We start from the raw sequence: 19,165 nt of genomic DNA, 5'->3' as shown, positions 1-19,165 counted from the left end.
CAAAGACTGGATCAGAACTGGTATTCCGCCCCCGCCCCCGCATACCACGACCTTCCTGGCGCCGCTTCGTAATAGCGATCATTGCCATCCCCGACAATTACCGATCCGACATACTGGCGATCGAGCAAGTTATCCAGGCGCAAGGTCTGGTGAAAGGTCCAGTGCTCGACCTTCTGCTCAAACCGCGCACGCCAGTTGAACACGCTGTAGCCAGGGGCCGCGTGTTGCTGGTTGGTGTCTTCGACGTAGACCTTACTGCGGTACATGCCTTCGATGGCGGTGCTTACCCAATCCCTGGGTTTCCAGTTCAACTCGGCGAAGAGTGTGGTTTGTGGCACGCCGGGCAGGTAGTTGCCTTTGTCTACCGGTTTTGCGCCGCCGACGAAGTCGCTGTCGTAAGTGGCCTGCAGGCGGGTGTAGGCGATATGGGTGCTCCACTGTTCGCTGAGCTGGCTTTCGATGCCCAGTTCAAAGCCTCGGCGCAAGGTGCGGCCAGCGTTCTGGTAGCTGGTACGGCCATCCTTGGATGCTTGTACCACCAGTTCATCCTCGGTGGTGATCTGGAAAACGGCGGCATTGATTCGCGTGCTGTTGTTCAACTGCGCCTTCAATCCCACTTCATATTGAGTGCTTTCGGCCGGCTTCAGGCCGAAGTTGAAGCCTTCGATATCGCCCGGCGCATACGCCAACTCCGCTTGAGTGGGCGTCTCGAAACCCTTGCCGGCGCTGACATAACCATGCAGTTCAGGGGTGAAAGCGTACATCACGCTCATCGAAGGCGTGTTTTTCTGGTAGGTCTTGTTACCGCTGGAATCGCCTTTTCTCAGAAATTGGTCGTCGACGTCCAGTTCCATGGTGCTGTGGCGCAGCCCGGCTTGCAGGGTCCAGTTGTCGATAGCCCAGTTGGCCTGGAGGTAAGGGTCGAGGCTGCGGGCGGTATCGATTTCATCGCGGCGCAGTTGGCCTTTCACGCCTAGGGTGGTGCCGCTGTAGTTTTGATAGCCGTGGCGGCTGTCTTCGCTCTGGTCGAAGTCTATGCCTGCGATGATCATCAGCTCGCCGGGTGCGCTGTCGATGGGTTGCATCCAGCGCACGCCGCCGCCGTAGAACTTGCGGTCGAATTGCACCACGCCGCCGCCGCGTTCGTTGGCAGGCGTACCTTTGGGAATCGACAAATACTGAATCACACTCCGCCGCCCGGTATAGGCAGTGGCCTGCAAGGTCGCGCCACCGAAATACCGTTCGTAATTCATCCCCAACTGTTGGTGATCGATACTCTTGCGGGTGTTGTACTGCAGCGCATTGCTGCTCACCGAGCGCGGGTCGGCCTTGTACGCGTCCCAGGTTTGCCCCAGTGGGTCCTGGGTGCCGTTCTGCTCCAGGCTGCTGTAGATCAGCGCCATTTTGCTGTCTTCATCGGGCTCGAAGTTTAGCTTGGCGAAGGTTTGGTCGCGGCGGGCGCTGCTGTGGTCGCGGTAGCCGTTGGTGTCCATGCGCGAGGCGTCGAGGACGAAGCCTGCGCCGTCTACCGCGCCTTCGGAGGTGAGGTGGTTCTTGTTCAGGCCATCGCTGCCAAACAGGGTTTCGGCACCGATACGCGGTGGGCCTTCGCCGTCACGGGAGAACATCTGGATCACCCCGCCGGCGTTGCTGCCATACAGCGTCGCAGCCGGGCCGCGCAGTACCTCGATACGCTCGGCGGTGTCGAGGTTGAAGGTGGCGGCCTGGCCCTGGCCGTCCGGGGTGCTGGCGGGGATGCCGTCGGCAATCAGCTTGATGCCGCGCACGCCAAACGCCGAGCGAGCACCGAAGCCGCGGGAAGAAATCTGCAAGTCCTGGGCGTAGTTCTGGCGGTTCTGCACCACCAGCCCAGGCACTCGCGACAGGACTTCGGAGGCGTTGATGCCCAGTTGGCCGTCGCTGATCTGCTCGCGGCTGATGCTGTCCACCGAATACGGCAGATCGAAGCTGGGGCTGGCGCTGCGTGAGCCGGTGACGACACTCGGGTCGAGGATCAGCGGTGCACCGTCTGCCAGGGCGGCGCTGCACAGGCCCAGCAGGCCAGGCAACAACAGGACAAAGCGGGAGGGGACGGGTGTGTTCATGAGTAAGCCAGGGTCCGTGGCACGCAAAAGTGCGCGAGTTTAACGATTCAGCCAGCTTTTGCCATTTCGGAATATTCCTACGTGGCGTGATGGTGCTCAGGGTCTGGGTAGCTAATAAGGCCGATGTTAGTGTGGCTGACGATTTGGAGGGCTTACCTTAATGATAAAAATGACTGCTGCACTTATCGCTGCCTCGCTGGTCTTGAACGGATGCGGGACAGTCAACACAGTGCTGCGCGAAGACGCCGCCGCGGCACGTGAGCTCAGAAAAGTAAAAACCTATTGTCAGTCGATTCCTCGTGTTTACAGCGGCGTGGCCTTTGATTTTTGTGCGCTGCACGCAGCGCCAGATCCCACCGGAATACTGGTGCCGCTGGTACTGGTGGATATAACGGTGTCGGGCATTGTCGATACAGTTGTATTGCCTTATACGATTTATCGGCAGGGTACCGATGGCAACATCAGTATTTATTGGCGGCCAGGTCGTTCATGAACAGGCTGCAGTCTAATCGTCTATCCTTTGGCTAACCTTCCCCACTTATGTCTAAAGAAGTTCTTCATAAGTCGTACGCCAAAAGGCCGGCTTGCGTCGAGATCTTCCGCTGGTCCCGCAGTGACAACTGGTCGCCATAAACGCTAGATCATCCCGGCACGTCTTTACGCTATAATCCCGCCCTTTAGCTGTTTCTCGCCTAGGCGAGGGGCACACTTTTTTCAGGCGCACGCGCCTGCATGCAGACTAAAAGAGGCTAGACCCCTGTGGCATTGACGATTCTTGGCCTGTCCGGCGCCCTTAGTCATGATCCTTCCGCAGCCTTGTATATCGACGGCAAGCTGATTGCGGCCGCTGAAGAAGAGCGCTTCGTACGCGACAAACATGCAAAGAACCGCATGCCCTATGAGTCGGCGAAGTTCTGCCTAGAACAGGCTGGCATCAAGCCTAGCGATGTTGATGTGGTGGCGATCCCTTTTGCACCGATCAGCTTGTTCGGCGAGGCCCGCTGGCACTACGCCAAGCGTTACTGGTATGCCCCGGACCGCGCCCTTGACGCGATCCTGATGGGCAACCGTCGCTACAAGCGCTATCGCAACAAGATCGTCTGGTGCCTGGAGCAACTGGGCTTCGATCCGAAGAAAATCAAGATCGAACCTGTCGAACACCACTTGGCTCACGCCTCCAGCGCCTATCACTGCTCCGGTTTCCAGGAGAAGACGGCGATCCTCGGGATCGACGGCAAGGGTGAGTACGCCACTACGTTCTTCGGCTACGGCGAAAACGGCAAGATCCACAAGATCAAGGAATTCTACGACCCGGACTCCCTGGGCGGCCTGTACGGCGCAATCACCGAGTTCCTCGGTTTCGAGATGCTCGACGGTGAGTTCAAGGTCATGGGCATGGCGCCGTATGGCGATGCCAGCAAATACGACTTCTCGCGCCTGGCCTCCTTTGAAAATGGCGAGCTGGTGATCAATACCGACTACGCCAACGTCATCGGCCTGCGCCGCTATAAAGAAAAGGGCAAGGGTTTCTACTTCTCGCCAAAACTGATCGAGTGGCTGGGTCCAAAGCGCGAAGGCGATATTGCCGACGAGCCTTACATCCATTACGCCGCCAGCATGCAAGCGTTGTTCGAGAAACTGTCCTTGCAGATGATCGACCATTACCTGGGCGACATCCTCAAGGAGACCGGCAAGCTGGCCTACGCCGGCGGCTGTGCGCTGAACGTCAAGTTGAACCAGAAGATCATTGCCCGCGATGACGTCAAGGAGCTGTTCGTGCAGCCGGCGTCCGGCGATGCCGGCACCGCCGTCGGTGCGGCCGCCTATGTGTCCAACGCCCGTGGTGTACCGGTGGAGAAGATGGAACACGTCTTTCTCGGCCCGTCCTATAGCAACGAAGACGTGATCGCCGCCTGCGCCAAGCACCCGAGCAAGCCTAAGTGGCGCCAGATCGAAAACACCCCGAAACGTATCGCCAAAATCATGGTCGATGGCAACCCGGTGGCCTGGTTCCAGGGCCGCATGGAGTTTGGTCCGCGTGCCCTCGGCGGTCGTTCGATCATCGGTTGCCCAAGCGCCACCGGCGTGGCTGACCGGATCAACCACCAGATCAAGTTCCGCGAGCGTTGGAGGCCTTTCTGCCCGTCGATGCTCGACACCGTCGCCCCACAGATGATCAAGGTCGATCACCCGGCGCCGTTCATGACCTTCACCTTTGAAGTGTCGGATGAGTGGAAAACCCGCGTGCCGGAAGTGGTCCATGAAGATGGCACCTCCCGCGCCCAGGTACTCAAGCGCGAATACAATCCGCGTTACTACGACATGATGAAAGAGCTTGAAGTGTTGACCGGCAACGGCGTGTCCCTGAACACCTCGCTCAACCGTCGAGGTGAAGCGATGATTTGCTCGCCCACCGATGCGCTGAACATGTTCTTCGGTTCCGACCTTGAGTACCTGATCATGGAAGACATCCTCGTGGTCAAGGACGGCGTAGACCCTTATGACGCTGTGGTTTAAATGCTGAACCGCTTCCAGGGCTGGCGTGAACGTGGCTGGACGCCTGTCGAGGCCGAGGTTTACGCCCAGGCCTGGCAGCGTTTCGGCGGCAGCGTGGCGACTCATCCGCAGATCGTCGAGCGGCTGGCGAACCTGGCGCAGATTCCGGTGCGTTACCTGGGCTGGGAGCAGGACGGTGAACTCAAGGGGGCGATTGCCACCTGGGGACGCGACCTGGCCCTGTCCAAGGACGTGCTCAAGCGCAAAGGCAAAAAAGGCCTGTTCGACCTGGGCAACGCCGAGATCATTCTGCCGATTGCCGCTGATGCGCAATTGCCGTTGCGCCATCGTGCCCGCTACCTATCGGCCCTGAACGACGGGCGCGTCAGCACCCTCAAGCCCCAGGCCGAGCAGTTGGCCATGGCGCGTACCCCTGAAGACCTGTCGAAGAAATTTCGCTACAACCAGCGCCGCGAACTGCGCTTGCTGGAAGAGGCGGGCGGCGTGGTGCGGGCGGTCAGCGAGTTTTCCAGCGCTGAGCTGGCGGCGATCTATTGCGATCTGTTCCAGCGTCGCTGGGGTTTCCCGGCGGCCGGTGCGGAGCGCCTGGCCGAGGTGCTGGAACTGCTCAAGGAGTTCCTCTTCGGCTCGGTGCTGTTTCTCAACGACGCGCCGATTGCCGTGCAGTTGGTGTATCAGGTGCAGGCCCCGGAGTGGGTCAGCGCCGAATACGTCAATGGCGGTGTTGATCCCGAAACCAAGGCATTCAGCCCTGGTAGCGTGCTGAGCTTCCTCAACACCCAAAGCGCCTGGGAACAGGCGCGGGCCAGTGACAAGCCGCTGCGTTTCTCCTTCGGCCGCGCCGACCGCGAATACAAGGAGCGCTGGTGTAACCCGGTGCCGGTGTTCAGCGTATGAGTCGCAAGCAACAACTGCTCAAGCGCCACCGACGCAACAAGCGCATTGCGCTGTTGATCGGCTTGCTGGTGCTGATAGCCGCAGGCGTGCTGGTGGCCTGGTGGCTGCCGCTGATTCTGGCGGTGGTGGTGTGGGCGGCCCATGAAGCCTGGTTTGCCGATCATCTTTTCTACTCGCCCAGCGATGACTATCAATACGCCTTTGCGGCCGATAGCGAGCAGCCGGGCGTGCGCCTGGATGCGGGGCGGCTGGTGTTGGATTCTCCAGTCGAGTTGGCGGGCGATGAAACCCTGATCCTGGGCGTACAGCTCAAAAGCCATTGGCTTGGACGGTTTTTCGATCCTGCGGTGGAGTTGCTCTGTGCGCAAACGCCTGACCGGCAAGTCTTCGAACGTGGCGTGGCCGGTGTGCGTTACCTCAACCTCACGGGTTCGGCAGAGGCGCTGGCGAGCGGAACTTTGCGCTTGCGCGGACGCTTCTGTCGCCTCAAGGGACAGCCGACGCTGTGGCTGTTCCGCCAGCCGGACTACCGTCGCCAGCGGGTGATGGTCATCGCGCCCCACGCCGACGATGCCGAGTTGGCCGCATTCAGCCTGTACAGCCAGGCTGATGAAAGCTGGGTTGTCACCCTCACTGCCGGCGAGATTGAGGCCCAGCACTATCAACAGATGGGCCTGCCCAAGGCAGACGCTGCGCGTATCAAGGGCCGCTTGCGCGCCTGGGACAGCGTCACTGTGCCCCGTTGGGCGGGTGTTCCCGAGGCGCACTGCGTGCAGTTGGGGTACTTCTGTATGCAACTGTCGGCCATGCAGGCCGCGCCGGACCAACCCCAAGACTCCCGCGAAGCGCAATTGGACGATACGCGGTTGTTCCGCCAATTCAATTCCCTGGCGTTGCCTGGCGATGTGGATGGCGCGCCGACCTGGAACAACCTGATCGCCGACTTGCGGGCGCTGCTGCTCAAGGCTCGCCCGGAGGTGATTGTATTGCCGACGCCGCTGCTGGATCCGCACCCGGATCATATCTGCGCTCACGCGGCGATCCTTGAAGCCTTGCAGGGCCTGGCCTGGCAGCCCACGACGTTGCTCGGCTACGCCAATCACCTGCATGATAACGACCGCTGGCCAATGGGCGACTCCGGTGCCGGCGTGGCCCTGCCGCCGCGTTTTGATTCAGCGCTTGAGCTTGTACCTTGCAGCTTGCAGCTTACTTTGAGCCAGCAGCAGGACAAGGCCATGGCCCTGGGCATGATGCACGATCTGCAACCGCGCGCGCCGTTCAAGCGCCGATTGCGTCGCCTGTTGCAGCAAATGTTGGCGGGCCGCGGTCCATCGCCTTACGGAGAGAATGAGTTCTTCCGCAAGGCCGTGCGTCGCCATGAATTGCTGTGGGTCCTGAAGCAGGACTGAGACCTTATTGAGGGCAAGTGGAGAGCCGCTTGCCAAACCCTTTTTCGTCGGGCCGCGTGCCCGCAGCCCGATTGCAGCATGGAGAGTTATGAAGCCTCGTTACAAGGTTTTGCAGTTACAGCCGGACTACAACGTCAAGACCAATGACTTCGCCGACCTCGGTGAGCAGATCGTCAAATCGTTGCCGGTTGAACGTTTCGAGGTGACATCGGGGTACCTCAGTGGTCGTCCGTTGCCCGGCCAGCCTCTGAGCGTGGCCGAGCACTCCCACTACTTTGAGCTGCCGGAAAAATCGCTCAAGGGCATCCGTTTCGGCGCCATGTGGCAGATCTACAAGTATTGCCGCGAACAAAAATTCGACGTGGTCATCTGTAACCGTTTCAAGTCGGTGAACATGATGCTGTCCCTCAACCGCTGGTTGAAGATCCCGCTGTGCATCGGCATCTCCCACGGTTTTGGCGAATACGCCCGTGGCTACCGTCGGCGCCAGACCCAGAGTTGGGTCAGCCCGGCCTGGCGGTTTGTCGGCGTGTCGGCAGCGGTCAGGGATTACCTGGTGGACCTCAACTGTGGGTTCACCCGTGAAAACACCACCTTTGTCACCAATGCCATCGACATCCCCCAGGCCGAAGCCTTGCAGTTGCCTCGCGATGAGGCGCGCAAAGCCCTGGGCTTGCCGCTGGATGCGCGGATGATTGGCGCCTTGGGCCGCTTGGTGCCGATCAAGGGCCACACCCATTTGCTGCAAGCCTTTGCCTCTCTCAAGGACAAATATCCTGAGGCTCAGGTGGGCATCATCGGTTCCGGCCGCGCCGAAGCGGATCTGCGTGCCGACATCGAACGCCTCGGCCTGACGGGGCGCGCGCACCTGCTGGGCTTTCGTGAAGATGGCATGAAGTATGTGCGAGGCTTTGACATCTGGACCATGCCGTCGCTGTTTGAAGGCCTGGGCCTGGCACTGCTGGAAGGCATGAGCGGGCACTTGCCGATCATTGCTTCCAACGGTCCGGCCATGTTGCCGCTGGTGGAAGGTGCTGGTGGCCTGTCCCATGAACCGGGCAATGTCGAGCAGTTGGCGGCGGCGCTGGACACTTACCTGGCCATGAGCGACGAACAGTTGCGGGCCAAGGGCGAACAAGTGTTCCGCTACCTGGAAGCAAACCACACCCTGGCCGAGTTCCAGCACAAATATCTGGACCTGATCGAAACCGGTCTGCGAGAAGTAGGTAAAGCATGAGTCAGCAACAACCACTGGTCACGGTGATCATCGCGTCCTACAACCACGCTGGGTATATCGAACAGAGCATCCTCAGCGTGCTCGGCCAAACGTATCCGAACATCGAGTTGCTGGTGGTCGACGACGGCTCCAAGGATGACAGCGTCGAGCTGATCCAGCGTCTGCAGACCGAGCACGGTTTTGATTTTCAGGTACAGCAGAACCAGGGCCTGACCAACACCCTCAACGGCGCCATCGCCCGTGCCAAGGGCAGCCTTGTTGCGCCTTTCGGTTCCGATGACATCATGCTGCCAGAGCGCATCGCGACCCAGGTTGCCTACATGGAGGGCAAGCCGAAGGTCGGGATCTGCGCCGGCAATATTGAATTGATCGACGGTGACGGCAAGCCGTACCCGGAAAAGAAGCAGCGCCGCGACTTGCCGTTTCGCAGCCTGGATTTTGATGACCTGTTCCTGGACCGCAAACCGTTCCCGCCTGCACCGACCTTGATGATTCGCCGTGAAGCGCTGGAGCAGGTGGGAGGCTTTGATCCACTGATCCCGCTGGAAGACCTGCTGATCGAACTGAAGATCACCCACGCCGGCTACACCATCGACGTGCTGAGCGTGGTGATGGCGCGCTATCGTCAGCACGCCACCAATACGTACAAGAACCATCGGTACATGATCCAGAACATCCTCAAGACCTACGGTTTGTTCAGCGATCATCCCGCCTACGACCAGGTGCGTTACAACTTCCTGAATTCAATGTTCCTCAAGACCGCCGACCGCGACCGTCCGCTGGCGCGGGAGGTCCTCAAGCAGATCCCGTTGAAGTTCTGGGGGCGCAAGACTTTACGTGGGTTGGTGCGGCTGTACCTGGCGCCACTCAGGAGCTGAGTGGCCAGGCAAGAAGGCTGTTGAAGAAGGCGACTATCAGTGAGTGATAGTCGCCTTTTTTATGCGGCTGGTTGTGAGAGGCTCAGCACTTGCTCGCGGATTTTTGCCGTGGCGGCGGGGCTTGCAACTGACGAATAGCCTTTGGCCAACTGTTCGAAATGCACCTCGAACAACCAGTTGCGATCCTGTGGATAGCGTTGCATATGCCGCAGGTTGCGCTGCCTGAGGGTATTGCTCAGGGAGGACGGCAGGATGCGCATGTCTGCCAGGTCAATCAGGCCGAACTCACCGTCCTCCATCAATAGCACGTTGCCCAGGTGCAGGGAGCGGAAGTACACGCCGCGCTCGTGCAGTTGGGCCATGAATCGGCCAAAGCGCTCGATCAGCGATTCGCGCAGGCTGCTGTCCAGGCTTTGCAGGGCCTGACGCAGTGTCAGGCCGGGCAGCGGCTGGTAAGTGACAGCGCTGCTGCCATCACGCAAGCGATACAGATTGAGGATCTCGGGGGTCGGAATACCCAGCATCCGCAGTTGCTCACTGTTGCTGGCAAAACGTTCGGAGTACGGATTGAAGCTACCGGAGGTGTACCAGCGGCGGGGCCGGAAAACCTTGAGGAAGCTGCCGTCTACCAGGCGCAGGACTTTGGGGCCAAGGCCGTCGGCTTCAATCACGTGGGCATTGCTGCACAGTTGATCGAAAGCCTGGGGCTTGAGGGTGTGTACTGGCATGCTCAGCAGGCTGTGGCGGCGCTGGGCGATGCTCAGGCCAGCGATCAGCGCGAGGGGAACCCACAGCAGGAACCAATGTTCCTTGGGCCGCGAGAGGATGCCGCCCCCTTCGGTCAGGCCCGCACCGATGCCATAGACCAACAGTGTTGAGGCGAGGATGAACAGCGGCTGGGCGCGCTCCTTGAGGCCTTTATACAAGCCCCAGCCGAGCATGAAGACCCTCGGAATAAAGCCGATGATGCCGACGTAATAGAGCACGCCGAGGGCAAAGTTGTGAGGCTCGCGAAGTGCCTCATAGTCATAGTTCGCAGGCTGCACGTAAAGTTCGGAGTCGTAGCTGTGGCCGATCCATGGGTGATCGGCGATACGACCCAGGATAATGCGCCATATTTCGAAGCGGAATGAGCTGCCGCGTTCGGTGATCAGTTGCGGATAAAACAGCAACAGCGCGGCAGCCGCCAGTACCAGGCCGGAAATCATAAGCACCGAACGGCGATTTCGGCTAAGGAAGCCCATCCAGAAAACTGCCAGAACCAGCGCCACCAACGGTGTTCTGGAGCCTGTAGCCAAGACTGCTGCGGTCATGATCGCCAGTGCAGGAACGCTGAGCCAGAGCGCGTGCAAGCGCTTGGTGGTTACACAGACATACAGCCAGTACACGCAGAAAAAACCGAAGAGATGAGAGCTGAGCAGTGGATTGTCCAGGGCGCCCATGCCACCGATCATCCGCATCCCAGGCTCAAAGCCTTTAACGAATGCCACCAGGTTGAGGGCGCTGACCACCAGTGCAATCACCGCTGCACTGAAGAAGATCGGTTTGAACAGTTCATTGCGGTAGTGCAGCAGCAGGCCGCAGCCGGCAAACAGCATGAAGGTATGCAGAGGGCGTTTGAACAGATCGGTATCGGGATGATGTTCCGGGCTCCAGAGCAAGCTGATCAATGCCCAGGCTGAGAACATCGCGAAGGCAATCGCCAGGGGTTCCCTGAAAACCTGCTTGAGTTCGCTCGGGCGCAGGCACAGCAGCAGCAGTGTTGGCGCGCTGAACAGGCCGTAATAGAACTTGTGTAAGATATTTCGATTGGTGACGAAGAACAGGGCGCTCAAGAGAAGCAATAAGCCAATAGGCAAGATCCATAGGCACAGGAAGTCAAATACGCGATTTGAACCATAGGTGAGACGTTTGGAGTGCATACAGAAAAGCCATTCCAGAATAAGAGAAAGCCGACCATCTTAAAGTAGTGGCTAAATAATGTCGCGTGCCGGGGCGAGCCGGGTCTGGGCTAATGCCGGGTGCAAGTACAACAGAGAAGCTGTGCTAAAGTCAGCCTCCTTTTTCAAAACCGCCGCGTGATATGACCGACTCTAGTCCGAGCGCAAGCCCTTCGAGCTTGAAAATATACTTCCGCCTGCTCAGTTACGTTAAGCCCTATGCCGGCTTGTTCGCGCTGAGTATCGTCGGCTTTCTGATTTTTGCCTCGACCCAGCCCATGCTGGGGTACATTCTCAAGTACTTTGTCGACGGCCTGTCCAACCCCGAAGCGGTGCTGTTTCCCAGTGTACCCTTCCTGCGTGACCTGCAACTGCTGCAGGCAGTGCCGCTGCTGATCATTCTGATCGCCGCCTGGCAGGGCCTTGGCTCGTTCCTGGGTAACTATTTTCTGGCCAAGGTTTCCCTGGGGCTGGTTCACGACCTGCGGGTGCAGTTGTTCAACAACCTGCTGACCTTGCCCAACCGTTATTTCGACAATCACAACTCCGGGCATCTGATTTCGCGCATCACCTTCAACGTGACGATGGTCACGGGCGCTGCTACCGATGCCATCAAGGTGGTGATTCGCGAAGGCATGACGGTGATCTTCCTGTTCGCCTCGCTGCTTTATATGAACTGGCGCCTGACGCTGGTGATGATCGCCATCCTGCCGCTGATTGCGGTGATGGTCAGCACAGCGAGCAAGAAATTTCGCAAGCAGAGCAAGAAGATTCAGGTGGCGATGGGCGACGTCACCCACGTGGCCTCGGAAACCATCCAGGGCTACCGTGTGGTGCGCAGCTTCGGCGGTGAAGTCTACGAGCAGAAGCGCTTCCAGAAGGCCAGCCTGAGCAACACCAACAAGCAATTGCGCATGACCCGTACCGGCGCGATCTACACCCCGGCACTGCAACTGGTGATCTACACCGCCATGGCCGTGCTGATGTTCCTGGTCCTTTATCTTCGTGGTGATGCCTCAGCCGGTGACATGGTCGCCTATATTACGTTGGCCGGCCTGTTGCCCAAGCCGATTCGCCAACTGTCGGAAGTCAGTTCGACCATCCAGAAAGGCGTGGCCGGTGCCGAGAGTATCTTCGAACAGCTGGACGAAGACGCTGAAATCGATCGCGGCACTATTGAGCGCGAGGCGGTCAGCGGTCGCCTGGAAGTGCGCAACCTGAACTTCACGTATCCGGGCACCGACCGTCATGTCCTCAAGGACATCACGTTTACTGCGGAGCCTGGGCAGATGGTCGCGCTAGTGGGGCGTTCGGGCAGCGGCAAGTCGACCCTGGCCAGCCTGATCCCGCGCTTCTACCACCATGAAAGTGGCGAGATCCTGCTGGACGGTGTAGATATCGAGGATTATCGCCTGCTCAACCTGCGCCGGCATATCGCTCAGGTGACCCAGCACGTGACCCTGTTCAGCGACACTGTGACCAACAACATTGCCTACGGTGATCTGGCCGGGGCGCCACAGGAAGCGGTTGAAGCTGCTGCGGCCGATGCCTATGCCAAGGACTTCATCGATCAGTTGCCCAAGGGCTTCGATACCCATATCGGCGAAAACGGTGTGCTGCTGTCCGGCGGCCAACGCCAGCGCCTGGCGATTGCCCGGGCATTGCTCAAGAACGCGCCGTTGCTGATTCTCGACGAGGCCACTTCGGCGCTGGACACCGAGTCCGAGCGGCATATCCAGGCTGCCCTGGACAAGGTCATGCAGGGCCGTACGACCCTGGTGATTGCTCACCGCCTGTCGACCATCGAAAAAGCCGACCTGATCCTGGTGATGGATGATGGCCGGATCGTCGAGCGCGGCACCCATGGCGAACTATTGGCCCAGAACGGCTACTACGCCCGCCTGCATGCCATGGGCCTGGATGCGCCGGTTTCGGCGAATATCACCTGAACCAGTGGTTGCGCCTGGCCCTGTGAGGGCCAGGCCAAGCCCATTTCCATCAGCAACATCTTCTGTGCAGACCCCCACAAGCCTTTGACAACCCTGTGCTAATATCGCGCCCCTGTTCATTTTGTATGTGGGTTGCTCCATGAAGTTGTCCATGCCGCGATTCGATCAAGCCCCTGTCTTGGTGGTCGGCGATGTCATGCTCGACCGTTACTGGCATGGCGGTACCTCACGGATTTCCCCTGAGGCACCGGTACCGGTAGTCAAGGTCGAGCAAATCGAAGACCGCCCAGGTGGCGCTGCCAACGTCGCCCTCAACATTGCTGCACTCGGCGCCCCGGCCTCCCTCGTGGGTGTGACCGGTGACGACGAAGCCGCCGACAGCCTGGCCAACAGCCTGCGCGGTGCTGGCGTGCGTGCGCTGTTCCAGCGCATTGCCCATCAGCCGACCATCGTCAAGCTGCGGGTCATGAGCCGTCACCAGCAATTGCTGCGTATCGATTTCGAAGAACCCTTCGCCACCGACGCCCTGGCCCTCAGTGAGCAGGTCGACGAGTTGCTGGAAGGCATCAAGGTATTGGTGCTGTCCGACTACGGCAAAGGCGCGCTGAAGAACCACCAGATGCTGATCCAGGCCGCCAAGGCCCGTGGCATCCCGGTGCTGGCCGATCCCAAGGGCAAGGACTTCTCGATTTATCGAGGCGCCAGCCTGATCACGCCGAACCTCAGCGAGTTTGAAACCATCGTCGGCGGTTGCGCCGATGAGCACGAGTTGGTGACCAAGGGCGCAAGCCTCATGGCCGACCTCGACCTGGGCGCCTTGTTGGTGACCCGTGGCGAACACGGCATGACCTTATTGCGCCCCGGCCATCCGGCCATGCACTTGCCGGCGCGGGCCCGTGAAGTATTCGACGTCACCGGTGCCGGAGATACGGTGATTTCCACCTTGGCCGCGGCTATCGCGGCTGGCGAAGAATTGCCCCATGCAGTGGCCCTGGCCAACCTGGCCGCCGGCATCGTGGTCGGCAAGCTGGGTACCGCGGCCATCAGCGCCCCGGAACTGCGCCGGGCGATTCAGCGTGAGGAAGGTTCGGAGCGGGGCGTGTTGAGCCTTGAGCAATTGCTGCTGGCCATTGACGACGCCCGAGCCCATAACGAGAGCATCGTCTTCACCAATGGTTGTTTTGACATCCTGCACGCCGGTCATGTGACCTATCTTGAGCAGGCGCGAGCCCAGGGCGATCGTTTGATCGTTGCGGTCAACGATGATGCATCAGTCAGCCGCCTGAAAGGGCCGGGTCGGCCGATCAACAGCGTCGACCGGCGCATGGCGGTTCTGGCCGGGTTGGGAGCGGTGGACTGGGTGATCAGCTTTGCCGAGGGCACCCCGGAGAACCTGCTGGCCCAGGTCAAGCCGGACGTGCTGGTCAAGGGCGGCGATTACTCGGTCGACCAGGTGGTCGGTGCCGATATCGTCAGCGCCTATGGCGGCAAGGTCAAAGTGTTGGGGCTGGTGGCAAACAGTTCGACCACGGCGATTGTCGAGAAGATCCGAAATAACTGATGCGGATTTAGTGTGGGGTTTGGCTGCGATAGCCATGGGTATCGCAGCATCGTGCCGCCCCGCTATTTTCGTAGCAAACTGTCGAGCCTCGCTGGGGCTCGATAACTGCGGCGGCTCATGCTTTCAAGATGTGTAGGTAGCTATGCTGCGATAGCATTACCTCGGTAGTCCTGTTACCGGTTTGCCTTTTTCGGCACGATCTTGCGCAAAATCTGCCGCGCCCTGCCAGTCAGCTGTTTCAGCTTCGACTCTTTCTCCGGCGCACTCAGCCCCTGCTGCCTGAGCCAATCCTTCCACCTGATTCGTTCCTCGCGCACCAGCCAACCTTCCTGCTGGGCGAAGCTCTCTGCCAGGTACAAACCCCGCGTACTGGCTGGGTACAGCTGATCCTTTTTCAAGGTATACAGCTCGGCGCAGGGCTGGCCATCCTTGAGCGGCATCAGGTACAGGTCGGGGCGTTGGCGGTCCAGGCGGGCCACCAGTTGATCACCTTCCAGGCGCTCATCAACATGAAACAGGCTCAGGGACTTGGCCTCTTTCGGCACTTCCAGGCGCAGGTCATAAATCAATTGCAGCGACGCCGTGGGCAGATGCACATAGGCCCGTGGGCGTTCGATCAGCTGCATATTGGCGCAGCGCACTGGGCGGGCGGCGCCGGACAAGGGCGAGAGGCGAAACGGCAGCGCTTCGCGGTAATGCAGGGCGGATGAGTAGGGCGCTGGCAGCCAGGTGTCGTTGAAGCGGCCGCCGAGCCAGCCTTCCGGAGTTTCCAGCAGGCATTCTTCGGCGATTTCCTGGATGGCGGTGTGCAGCGGCAGGTTCAGTTCGTGGGCCGGGACATAGCCGGAGATCAGCTTGAGCACCACGTCGCCGCGATCCTGCCGACGCTGGCGCACCAGCACCCAGTAATCGCGATTCTGCCAATGCAGCGTCAGGCGTACCGACACGCCAAGGTTGGCCAGCTCCAGGGAGAAGCGCTCGGCGTCCGCTACGTCCACCGGCTTGCGTCGTTGCAGGGTCTGGGCGAAGTTGAGCGGCATGCCCACGCTCTGGTAACTCAGGCCTTCGGGGGTGGCTTCGACGAACAGTGGCAGTGTTTTAAAGTTGCTGGGGTTTTTTCTTATGAGCGTGCGCGACATGTCGGCTCCTTCTTGCGTCGGGGTCGGCCGCGTCGGCGGCATCAGAGTTGGCGAATGACCTTGGCAGCGGTCGCCACGTTATGGGCGAGGTGCAGCGGATTGATGGTTCCGACAATAGCACTGGCCACGCCGGTTTGCGCAAACAACAAGATGAAACTGGCGTGAATTGGATCCATTCCCGATTCAAGGCAGGCGTGACCACTGGCCAGGGCCTTTTTTACCAGGATGCCTTTGCCGTGGGCGGCGGCATAATCGATCACGGCTTTTTCGCCCTGTTCGTTCAGGTTGTAGGTGACCATGGCGCAATCGCCCTGTTCCAGAGCCTTCACGCCGCCTTCGACGGTCTTGCCGGAGAAGCCGAAACCGCGAATCTTGCCCTCGCGCTTGAGGTCCGCCAGGGTCTGGTAGACCTCACAGTCGTTGAGGATGTGCAGGTCATTGCCGTCGGAATGCACCAGTACCAGATCGATAAAATCCGTTTCCAATCGTTGCAGGCTACGTTCCACGGAAAGGCGGGTGTGGGCGGCGCTAAAGTCATGGCTGGACGCGCCATCGGTGAACTCCTCACCGACCTTGCTGACAATCACCCACTCCTGGCGCTGGCCGCGTAACAGCGGCCCCAGGCGCTCTTCGCTGCGCCCGTAGGCGGGCGCGGTGTCGATCAGGTTAATGCCCAGTTTCCGCGCCTGGCGCAGCAGCATTCGCGCCTCGTCGTCGTTCGGAATTTGAAAGCCGTTGGGGTACTTCACGCCTTGGTCACGGCCCAGCTTGACGGTACCCAGACCCAGCGGCGACACCAGCAGGCCAGTGCTGCCCAGCGGGCGGTGAAGGTCATGCAGGGTCGGCAGGGTCATGGCAACAGTTGCTCCCAGGCGGGTTGGGCGATGGTCGGTTTCGGCAGGTCGGGCAGTGTTTGCGCTGGGCCGGGCTTGATGCCGTCACGGTCCAGTGCCTCGATCACCCGATCGGCGAAGTCTGGCGCCAGGGCCAGCTTGGTCGGCCAGCCCACCAGCAGTCGATCCTGCTCGGCAAGGAAGGCGCTGTCCGGCCGGGTCAGACCCGATTGCAAGGGTTCGGCGCGGTCCACGCGCAAGGTGGCCCATTGTGTCTGGCTCATGTCGATCCAGGGCAACAGATGGGCCAGATCTTTTTGCGCAGTGGCGATCTGTTCGGCGGGCGTGCGAGCCACGCCTTCGGCCTCGGCAATATCACCGCCTATGTACCAGACCCAATTGCCATCGGCCGCCGGGTGAGTGGTCACGGTGACGCGCGGCTTGGTGCCGGCGCCCAGGCAGTGGGCGTACAGCGGCTTAAGGCCGGGGCCCTTGGCGATGATCATGTGCAGCGGGCGGCATTGCATGGCCGGCTGGCTCAGTCCCAGTGCGCTCAGTAGATCGGCGGTGCCGGCGCCAGCACTGAGGACGATGCGCTGGGCGCGGATTTCGCGGCCATCGACCTTCAAGCCAACCAATGCGTCATTTTCCAGCAGTGGTTCGATCTGCTGCCCGGCGAGCAAGCCGTCGCCGGCCAATTGCGCCAGGCGTTCGATCAGGCTCGGCACATCCACCACTAACTCGGCCAGGCGATAGACCTTGCCCTTGAAGCGGCGGTCTTGCAGTGCCGGCGGCAGGTCGTCGCCCTTGACCTGATTGACGCGGCCACGCACTGCCTTGCTGGCGAAGAAACTGGTGAGATTGCCGGCCAGGGTGCCGGGAGACCATAGATAGTGGGCCTGGGACAGCAGGCGCACGCCGGACAGGTCCAGCTCGCCATTCCCTGCGAGGGCTTCGCCCCAGCGGCGGGGCATGTCGGCGATGGCTTCGGAGGCTCCGGTCAGGACACCGTGCAAGGCGTACTTGGCCCCGCCATGAATAATCCCCTGGGACTTCACGCTTTGCCCGCCGCCGAGGGTGGCATTTTCCACCAGTACTGTGGAAAAGCCCTGGCTGCGCAGGCGCGCATTGAGCCAGAGGCCGGCAACTCCGGCGCCGACAATCAGAACGTCGGTGGAAATAACGGATGGCATGGGGCAACCTCAGTGTTCAAGTCTAGAGGCTCAGTATACAGGCTCATGAAATGGATCTTTGCCCGGGATCAATGCAACACGCACTCTAATGACAGACCTGTCGCAGGAGCTGTTGAGTGAAACGAGGCTGCGAACTTCGAACCCACTTGAGCCTCAAGTGAACGATCAGTGCCCCGCCGTTTTCGAAAACAATTGAATCACCACCACCCCCAATACAATTAGCGCCATCCCCAGCATCGCCGGAATGTCGAGTTTCTGCCCGTAGATAAACAGCGCGGCGATGCTGACCATGACAATGCCCATCCCGGCCCACACCGCATAGGCCACGCCCACCGGCACGGTGCGCACGACAAGCGTCAGCATCCAGAACGCCACGCTGTAGCCGACAATGACCAGCAGCAGCGGGATCGGGGTGCTGAAGCCCTTGATGGCTTTCATGGAAACGGTAGCGATCACTTCCGAGCAAATGGCAACGGCCAGGTAGTAGTAGGCGACGTTCATGGGTAAATCCTCGGTGTGTGGCTTGTTTGATGAGGTCGGCATTCTAGAGATTCTTCAGATGGGGTAAAGTCATTACCTATCTGAATTGAAGATGGGTTGAACCATGAGTGTGCAGTGGAGCCTGGAACAGATGCGCCTGTTTGTCAGTGTTGCCGAGCAGCGTTCGTTTTCGGCAGTAGCGCGTGGCCAGCGCAAGGCGCAATCGGCGGTGAGTAATGGGATTGCGCTGTTGGAGGCGGACCTGGGGGTCAGTCTGTTCGATCGCAGCAGTGGCCGCCAACCCCGGTTGACCGAAGCCGGAACGGCATTACTTGAAGAAGCGCGGGAGGTGTTGCGCCAGTGCGAACGCCTCAATGGTCGTGCCATGTCGTTAATGCGCGGGGAAGAGGCGTGCCTGCGCCTGGCTCAGGACGAGGCCATGCTCTATCAACCGGTACTGGATAGCCTTGAAGCCCTGGCGGGGAAATTTCCCAGCCTGGAAGTGCAATTGTCCAGCGTCGCCCAAGGTGACGTGGCGCGAAAGTTGGTTGAGCGCAAGGCGGATCTGGGCCTGCTGTTCTACCACGACCAAATCCCCGAAGCCCTTGAGCGGCGAGTAGTAGGCCGCGTGGAAATGGTCACTGTATGCGGCGTCGGACATCCTCTGGCGACGCAAAAGCATGTGCTTTGCCAGCATCTGGCGCAGTTTCGCCAGTTGCTGATGTCCACGCAAACCAGTGTCTACCCTGGCAGTGAGGCCGCAAGTCCCCAAGTGTGGCGCGCCGACAGCTTCTACGTCCTCGCCGAATGGCTGGTGCGTGGCCTGGGTTGGGCCTGGCTGCCCCGGCATGTGGTGCAGTACCCGACGTATCAGGGCCAGATGGTCGAACTGGGCGGCGAATGGACCCCGCCAGCGCTGGTTGTGGAGCTTGTATGGCGCCGCGACGAACCCCTAGGCCCCGCTGCACGCTTTCTCGCCGAACGTTTTACCGAGTGCTTGCAGGCGATCGACTAAAAAAGCCGATAA

General features: G+C 60.1%; 15 protein-coding genes. 9 read left to right on the top strand and 6 right to left on the bottom strand.

The features are described from left to right. Positions 1-11: 11 nt before the first annotated feature. Positions 12-2,105, bottom strand: a complete 2,094-nt coding sequence (locus ACZRKZ_RS18890; protein ID WP_463982414.1) for a TonB-dependent receptor family protein — start codon at positions 2,103-2,105, stop codon at positions 12-14. 169 nt (positions 2,106-2,274) lie between these two features. On the opposite strand from ACZRKZ_RS18890, the gene ACZRKZ_RS18885 reads away from it, so the two are divergent. The 6 genes from ACZRKZ_RS18885 (at position 2,275) to ACZRKZ_RS18860 (ending at position 9,043) form a co-directional block, all read left to right on the top strand. After that, positions 2,275-2,598: a YceK/YidQ family lipoprotein gene (locus ACZRKZ_RS18885; protein WP_463969070.1), complete on the top strand. Its 324-nt coding sequence runs from the start codon at positions 2,275-2,277 to the stop codon at positions 2,596-2,598. A 266-nt stretch (positions 2,599-2,864) separates the two neighbouring features. After that, positions 2,865-4,622 (top strand): carbamoyltransferase family protein, encoded by a 1,758-nt coding sequence (locus ACZRKZ_RS18880; RefSeq protein WP_463982413.1) that lies wholly within the window; start codon positions 2,865-2,867, stop codon positions 4,620-4,622. Continuing rightward, on the top strand, positions 4,623-5,519 hold the full coding sequence (locus tag ACZRKZ_RS18875; protein ID WP_463982412.1) for an antimicrobial resistance protein Mig-14: 897 nt from the start codon (positions 4,623-4,625) through the stop codon (positions 5,517-5,519). After that, positions 5,516-6,928, top strand: a complete 1,413-nt coding sequence (locus ACZRKZ_RS18870) for a PIG-L deacetylase family protein (protein ID WP_463982411.1) — start codon at positions 5,516-5,518, stop codon at positions 6,926-6,928. Before ACZRKZ_RS18875 ends, ACZRKZ_RS18870 begins: the two co-directional genes overlap by 4 nt. Before the next feature lie 88 nt (positions 6,929-7,016). Further along, positions 7,017-8,165, top strand: a complete 1,149-nt coding sequence (locus ACZRKZ_RS18865; protein WP_463969074.1) for a glycosyltransferase family 4 protein — start codon at positions 7,017-7,019, stop codon at positions 8,163-8,165. Beyond that, on the top strand, positions 8,162-9,043 hold the full coding sequence (locus ACZRKZ_RS18860; protein ID WP_463982410.1) for a glycosyltransferase: 882 nt from the start codon (positions 8,162-8,164) through the stop codon (positions 9,041-9,043). The genes ACZRKZ_RS18865 and ACZRKZ_RS18860 overlap by 4 nt, the downstream gene beginning before the upstream one ends. A gap of 59 nt (positions 9,044-9,102) precedes the next feature. Here ACZRKZ_RS18860 and ACZRKZ_RS18855 read toward each other — a convergent pair whose 3' ends face one another. Continuing rightward, on the bottom strand, positions 9,103-10,965 hold the full coding sequence (locus ACZRKZ_RS18855; RefSeq protein ID WP_463982409.1) for an O-antigen ligase family protein: 1,863 nt from the start codon (positions 10,963-10,965) through the stop codon (positions 9,103-9,105). Between the two features lie 161 nt (positions 10,966-11,126). On the opposite strand from ACZRKZ_RS18855, the gene msbA reads away from it, so the two are divergent. Continuing rightward, entirely contained in the window at positions 11,127-12,932 is a 1,806-nt protein-coding gene (msbA, locus tag ACZRKZ_RS18850; protein WP_463982408.1) for a lipid A export permease/ATP-binding protein MsbA, read from the top strand. A 139-nt stretch (positions 12,933-13,071) separates the two neighbouring features. Continuing rightward, a complete protein-coding gene (gene hldE, locus ACZRKZ_RS18845; protein WP_463969078.1) occupies positions 13,072-14,493 on the top strand; it encodes a bifunctional D-glycero-beta-D-manno-heptose-7-phosphate kinase/D-glycero-beta-D-manno-heptose 1-phosphate adenylyltransferase HldE in 1,422 nt (473 codons plus the stop codon). Between the two features lie 173 nt (positions 14,494-14,666). On the opposite strand, the gene ACZRKZ_RS18840 is transcribed toward hldE, so the two are convergent. The 4 genes from ACZRKZ_RS18840 to ACZRKZ_RS18825 all read right to left on the bottom strand — a co-directional run bounded on the left by ACZRKZ_RS18840 (position 14,667) and on the right by ACZRKZ_RS18825 (position 18,159). Beyond that, entirely contained in the window at positions 14,667-15,632 is a 966-nt protein-coding gene (locus ACZRKZ_RS18840) for a metal ABC transporter ATPase (protein WP_463969079.1), read from the bottom strand. Between the two features lie 41 nt (positions 15,633-15,673). Further along, positions 15,674-16,486 carry an aldo/keto reductase gene (locus tag ACZRKZ_RS18835; protein WP_463982407.1) on the bottom strand — a complete coding sequence of 271 codons (813 nt, stop codon included), beginning with the start codon at positions 16,484-16,486 and terminating at the stop codon, positions 15,674-15,676. Continuing rightward, positions 16,483-17,658: an NAD(P)/FAD-dependent oxidoreductase gene (locus tag ACZRKZ_RS18830; protein ID WP_149411185.1), complete on the bottom strand. Its 1,176-nt coding sequence runs from the start codon at positions 17,656-17,658 to the stop codon at positions 16,483-16,485. Before ACZRKZ_RS18830 ends, ACZRKZ_RS18835 begins: the two co-directional genes overlap by 4 nt. A gap of 165 nt (positions 17,659-17,823) precedes the next feature. Further along, complete coding sequence (locus ACZRKZ_RS18825; protein WP_463969081.1) at positions 17,824-18,159, bottom strand: DMT family transporter; 336 nt, start codon at positions 18,157-18,159, stop codon at positions 17,824-17,826. A gap of 103 nt (positions 18,160-18,262) precedes the next feature. On the opposite strand from ACZRKZ_RS18825, the gene ACZRKZ_RS18820 reads away from it, so the two are divergent. Beyond that, positions 18,263-19,153 carry a LysR family transcriptional regulator gene (locus ACZRKZ_RS18820; protein WP_463969082.1) on the top strand — a complete coding sequence of 297 codons (891 nt, stop codon included), beginning with the start codon at positions 18,263-18,265 and terminating at the stop codon, positions 19,151-19,153. The last annotated feature ends 12 nt before the right edge of the window (positions 19,154-19,165 follow it).

The sequence above is a fragment of the Pseudomonas sp. c313 genome, assembly GCF_055407145.1.
This window is presented reverse-complemented; position numbering and strand designations above follow the sequence as displayed.

Excerpts from the sequence above, each read along its gene's own strand:
- ACZRKZ_RS18890 (WP_463982414.1), bottom strand. The coding sequence starts at position 2,105 with ATGAACACACCCGTCCCCTCCCGCTTTGTCCTGTTGTTGCCTGGCCTG.
- ACZRKZ_RS18825 (WP_463969081.1), bottom strand. The coding sequence starts at position 18,159 with ATGAACGTCGCCTACTACTACCTGGCCGTTGCCATTTGCTCGGAAGTG.
- ACZRKZ_RS18830 (WP_149411185.1), bottom strand. The coding sequence starts at position 17,658 with ATGCCATCCGTTATTTCCACCGACGTTCTGATTGTCGGCGCCGGAGTT.
- ACZRKZ_RS18855 (WP_463982409.1), bottom strand. The coding sequence starts at position 10,965 with ATGCACTCCAAACGTCTCACCTATGGTTCAAATCGCGTATTTGACTTC.
- msbA (WP_463982408.1), top strand. The coding sequence starts at position 11,127 with ATGACCGACTCTAGTCCGAGCGCAAGCCCTTCGAGCTTGAAAATATAC.
- ACZRKZ_RS18870 (WP_463982411.1), top strand. The coding sequence starts at position 5,516 with ATGAGTCGCAAGCAACAACTGCTCAAGCGCCACCGACGCAACAAGCGC.
- ACZRKZ_RS18840 (WP_463969079.1), bottom strand. The coding sequence starts at position 15,632 with ATGTCGCGCACGCTCATAAGAAAAAACCCCAGCAACTTTAAAACACTG.
- ACZRKZ_RS18875 (WP_463982412.1), top strand. The coding sequence starts at position 4,623 with ATGCTGAACCGCTTCCAGGGCTGGCGTGAACGTGGCTGGACGCCTGTC.
- hldE (WP_463969078.1), top strand. The coding sequence starts at position 13,072 with ATGAAGTTGTCCATGCCGCGATTCGATCAAGCCCCTGTCTTGGTGGTC.
- ACZRKZ_RS18835 (WP_463982407.1), bottom strand. The coding sequence starts at position 16,486 with ATGACCCTGCCGACCCTGCATGACCTTCACCGCCCGCTGGGCAGCACT.
- ACZRKZ_RS18885 (WP_463969070.1), top strand. The coding sequence starts at position 2,275 with ATGACTGCTGCACTTATCGCTGCCTCGCTGGTCTTGAACGGATGCGGG.
- ACZRKZ_RS18860 (WP_463982410.1), top strand. The coding sequence starts at position 8,162 with ATGAGTCAGCAACAACCACTGGTCACGGTGATCATCGCGTCCTACAAC.
- ACZRKZ_RS18865 (WP_463969074.1), top strand. The coding sequence starts at position 7,017 with ATGAAGCCTCGTTACAAGGTTTTGCAGTTACAGCCGGACTACAACGTC.
- ACZRKZ_RS18820 (WP_463969082.1), top strand. The coding sequence starts at position 18,263 with ATGAGTGTGCAGTGGAGCCTGGAACAGATGCGCCTGTTTGTCAGTGTT.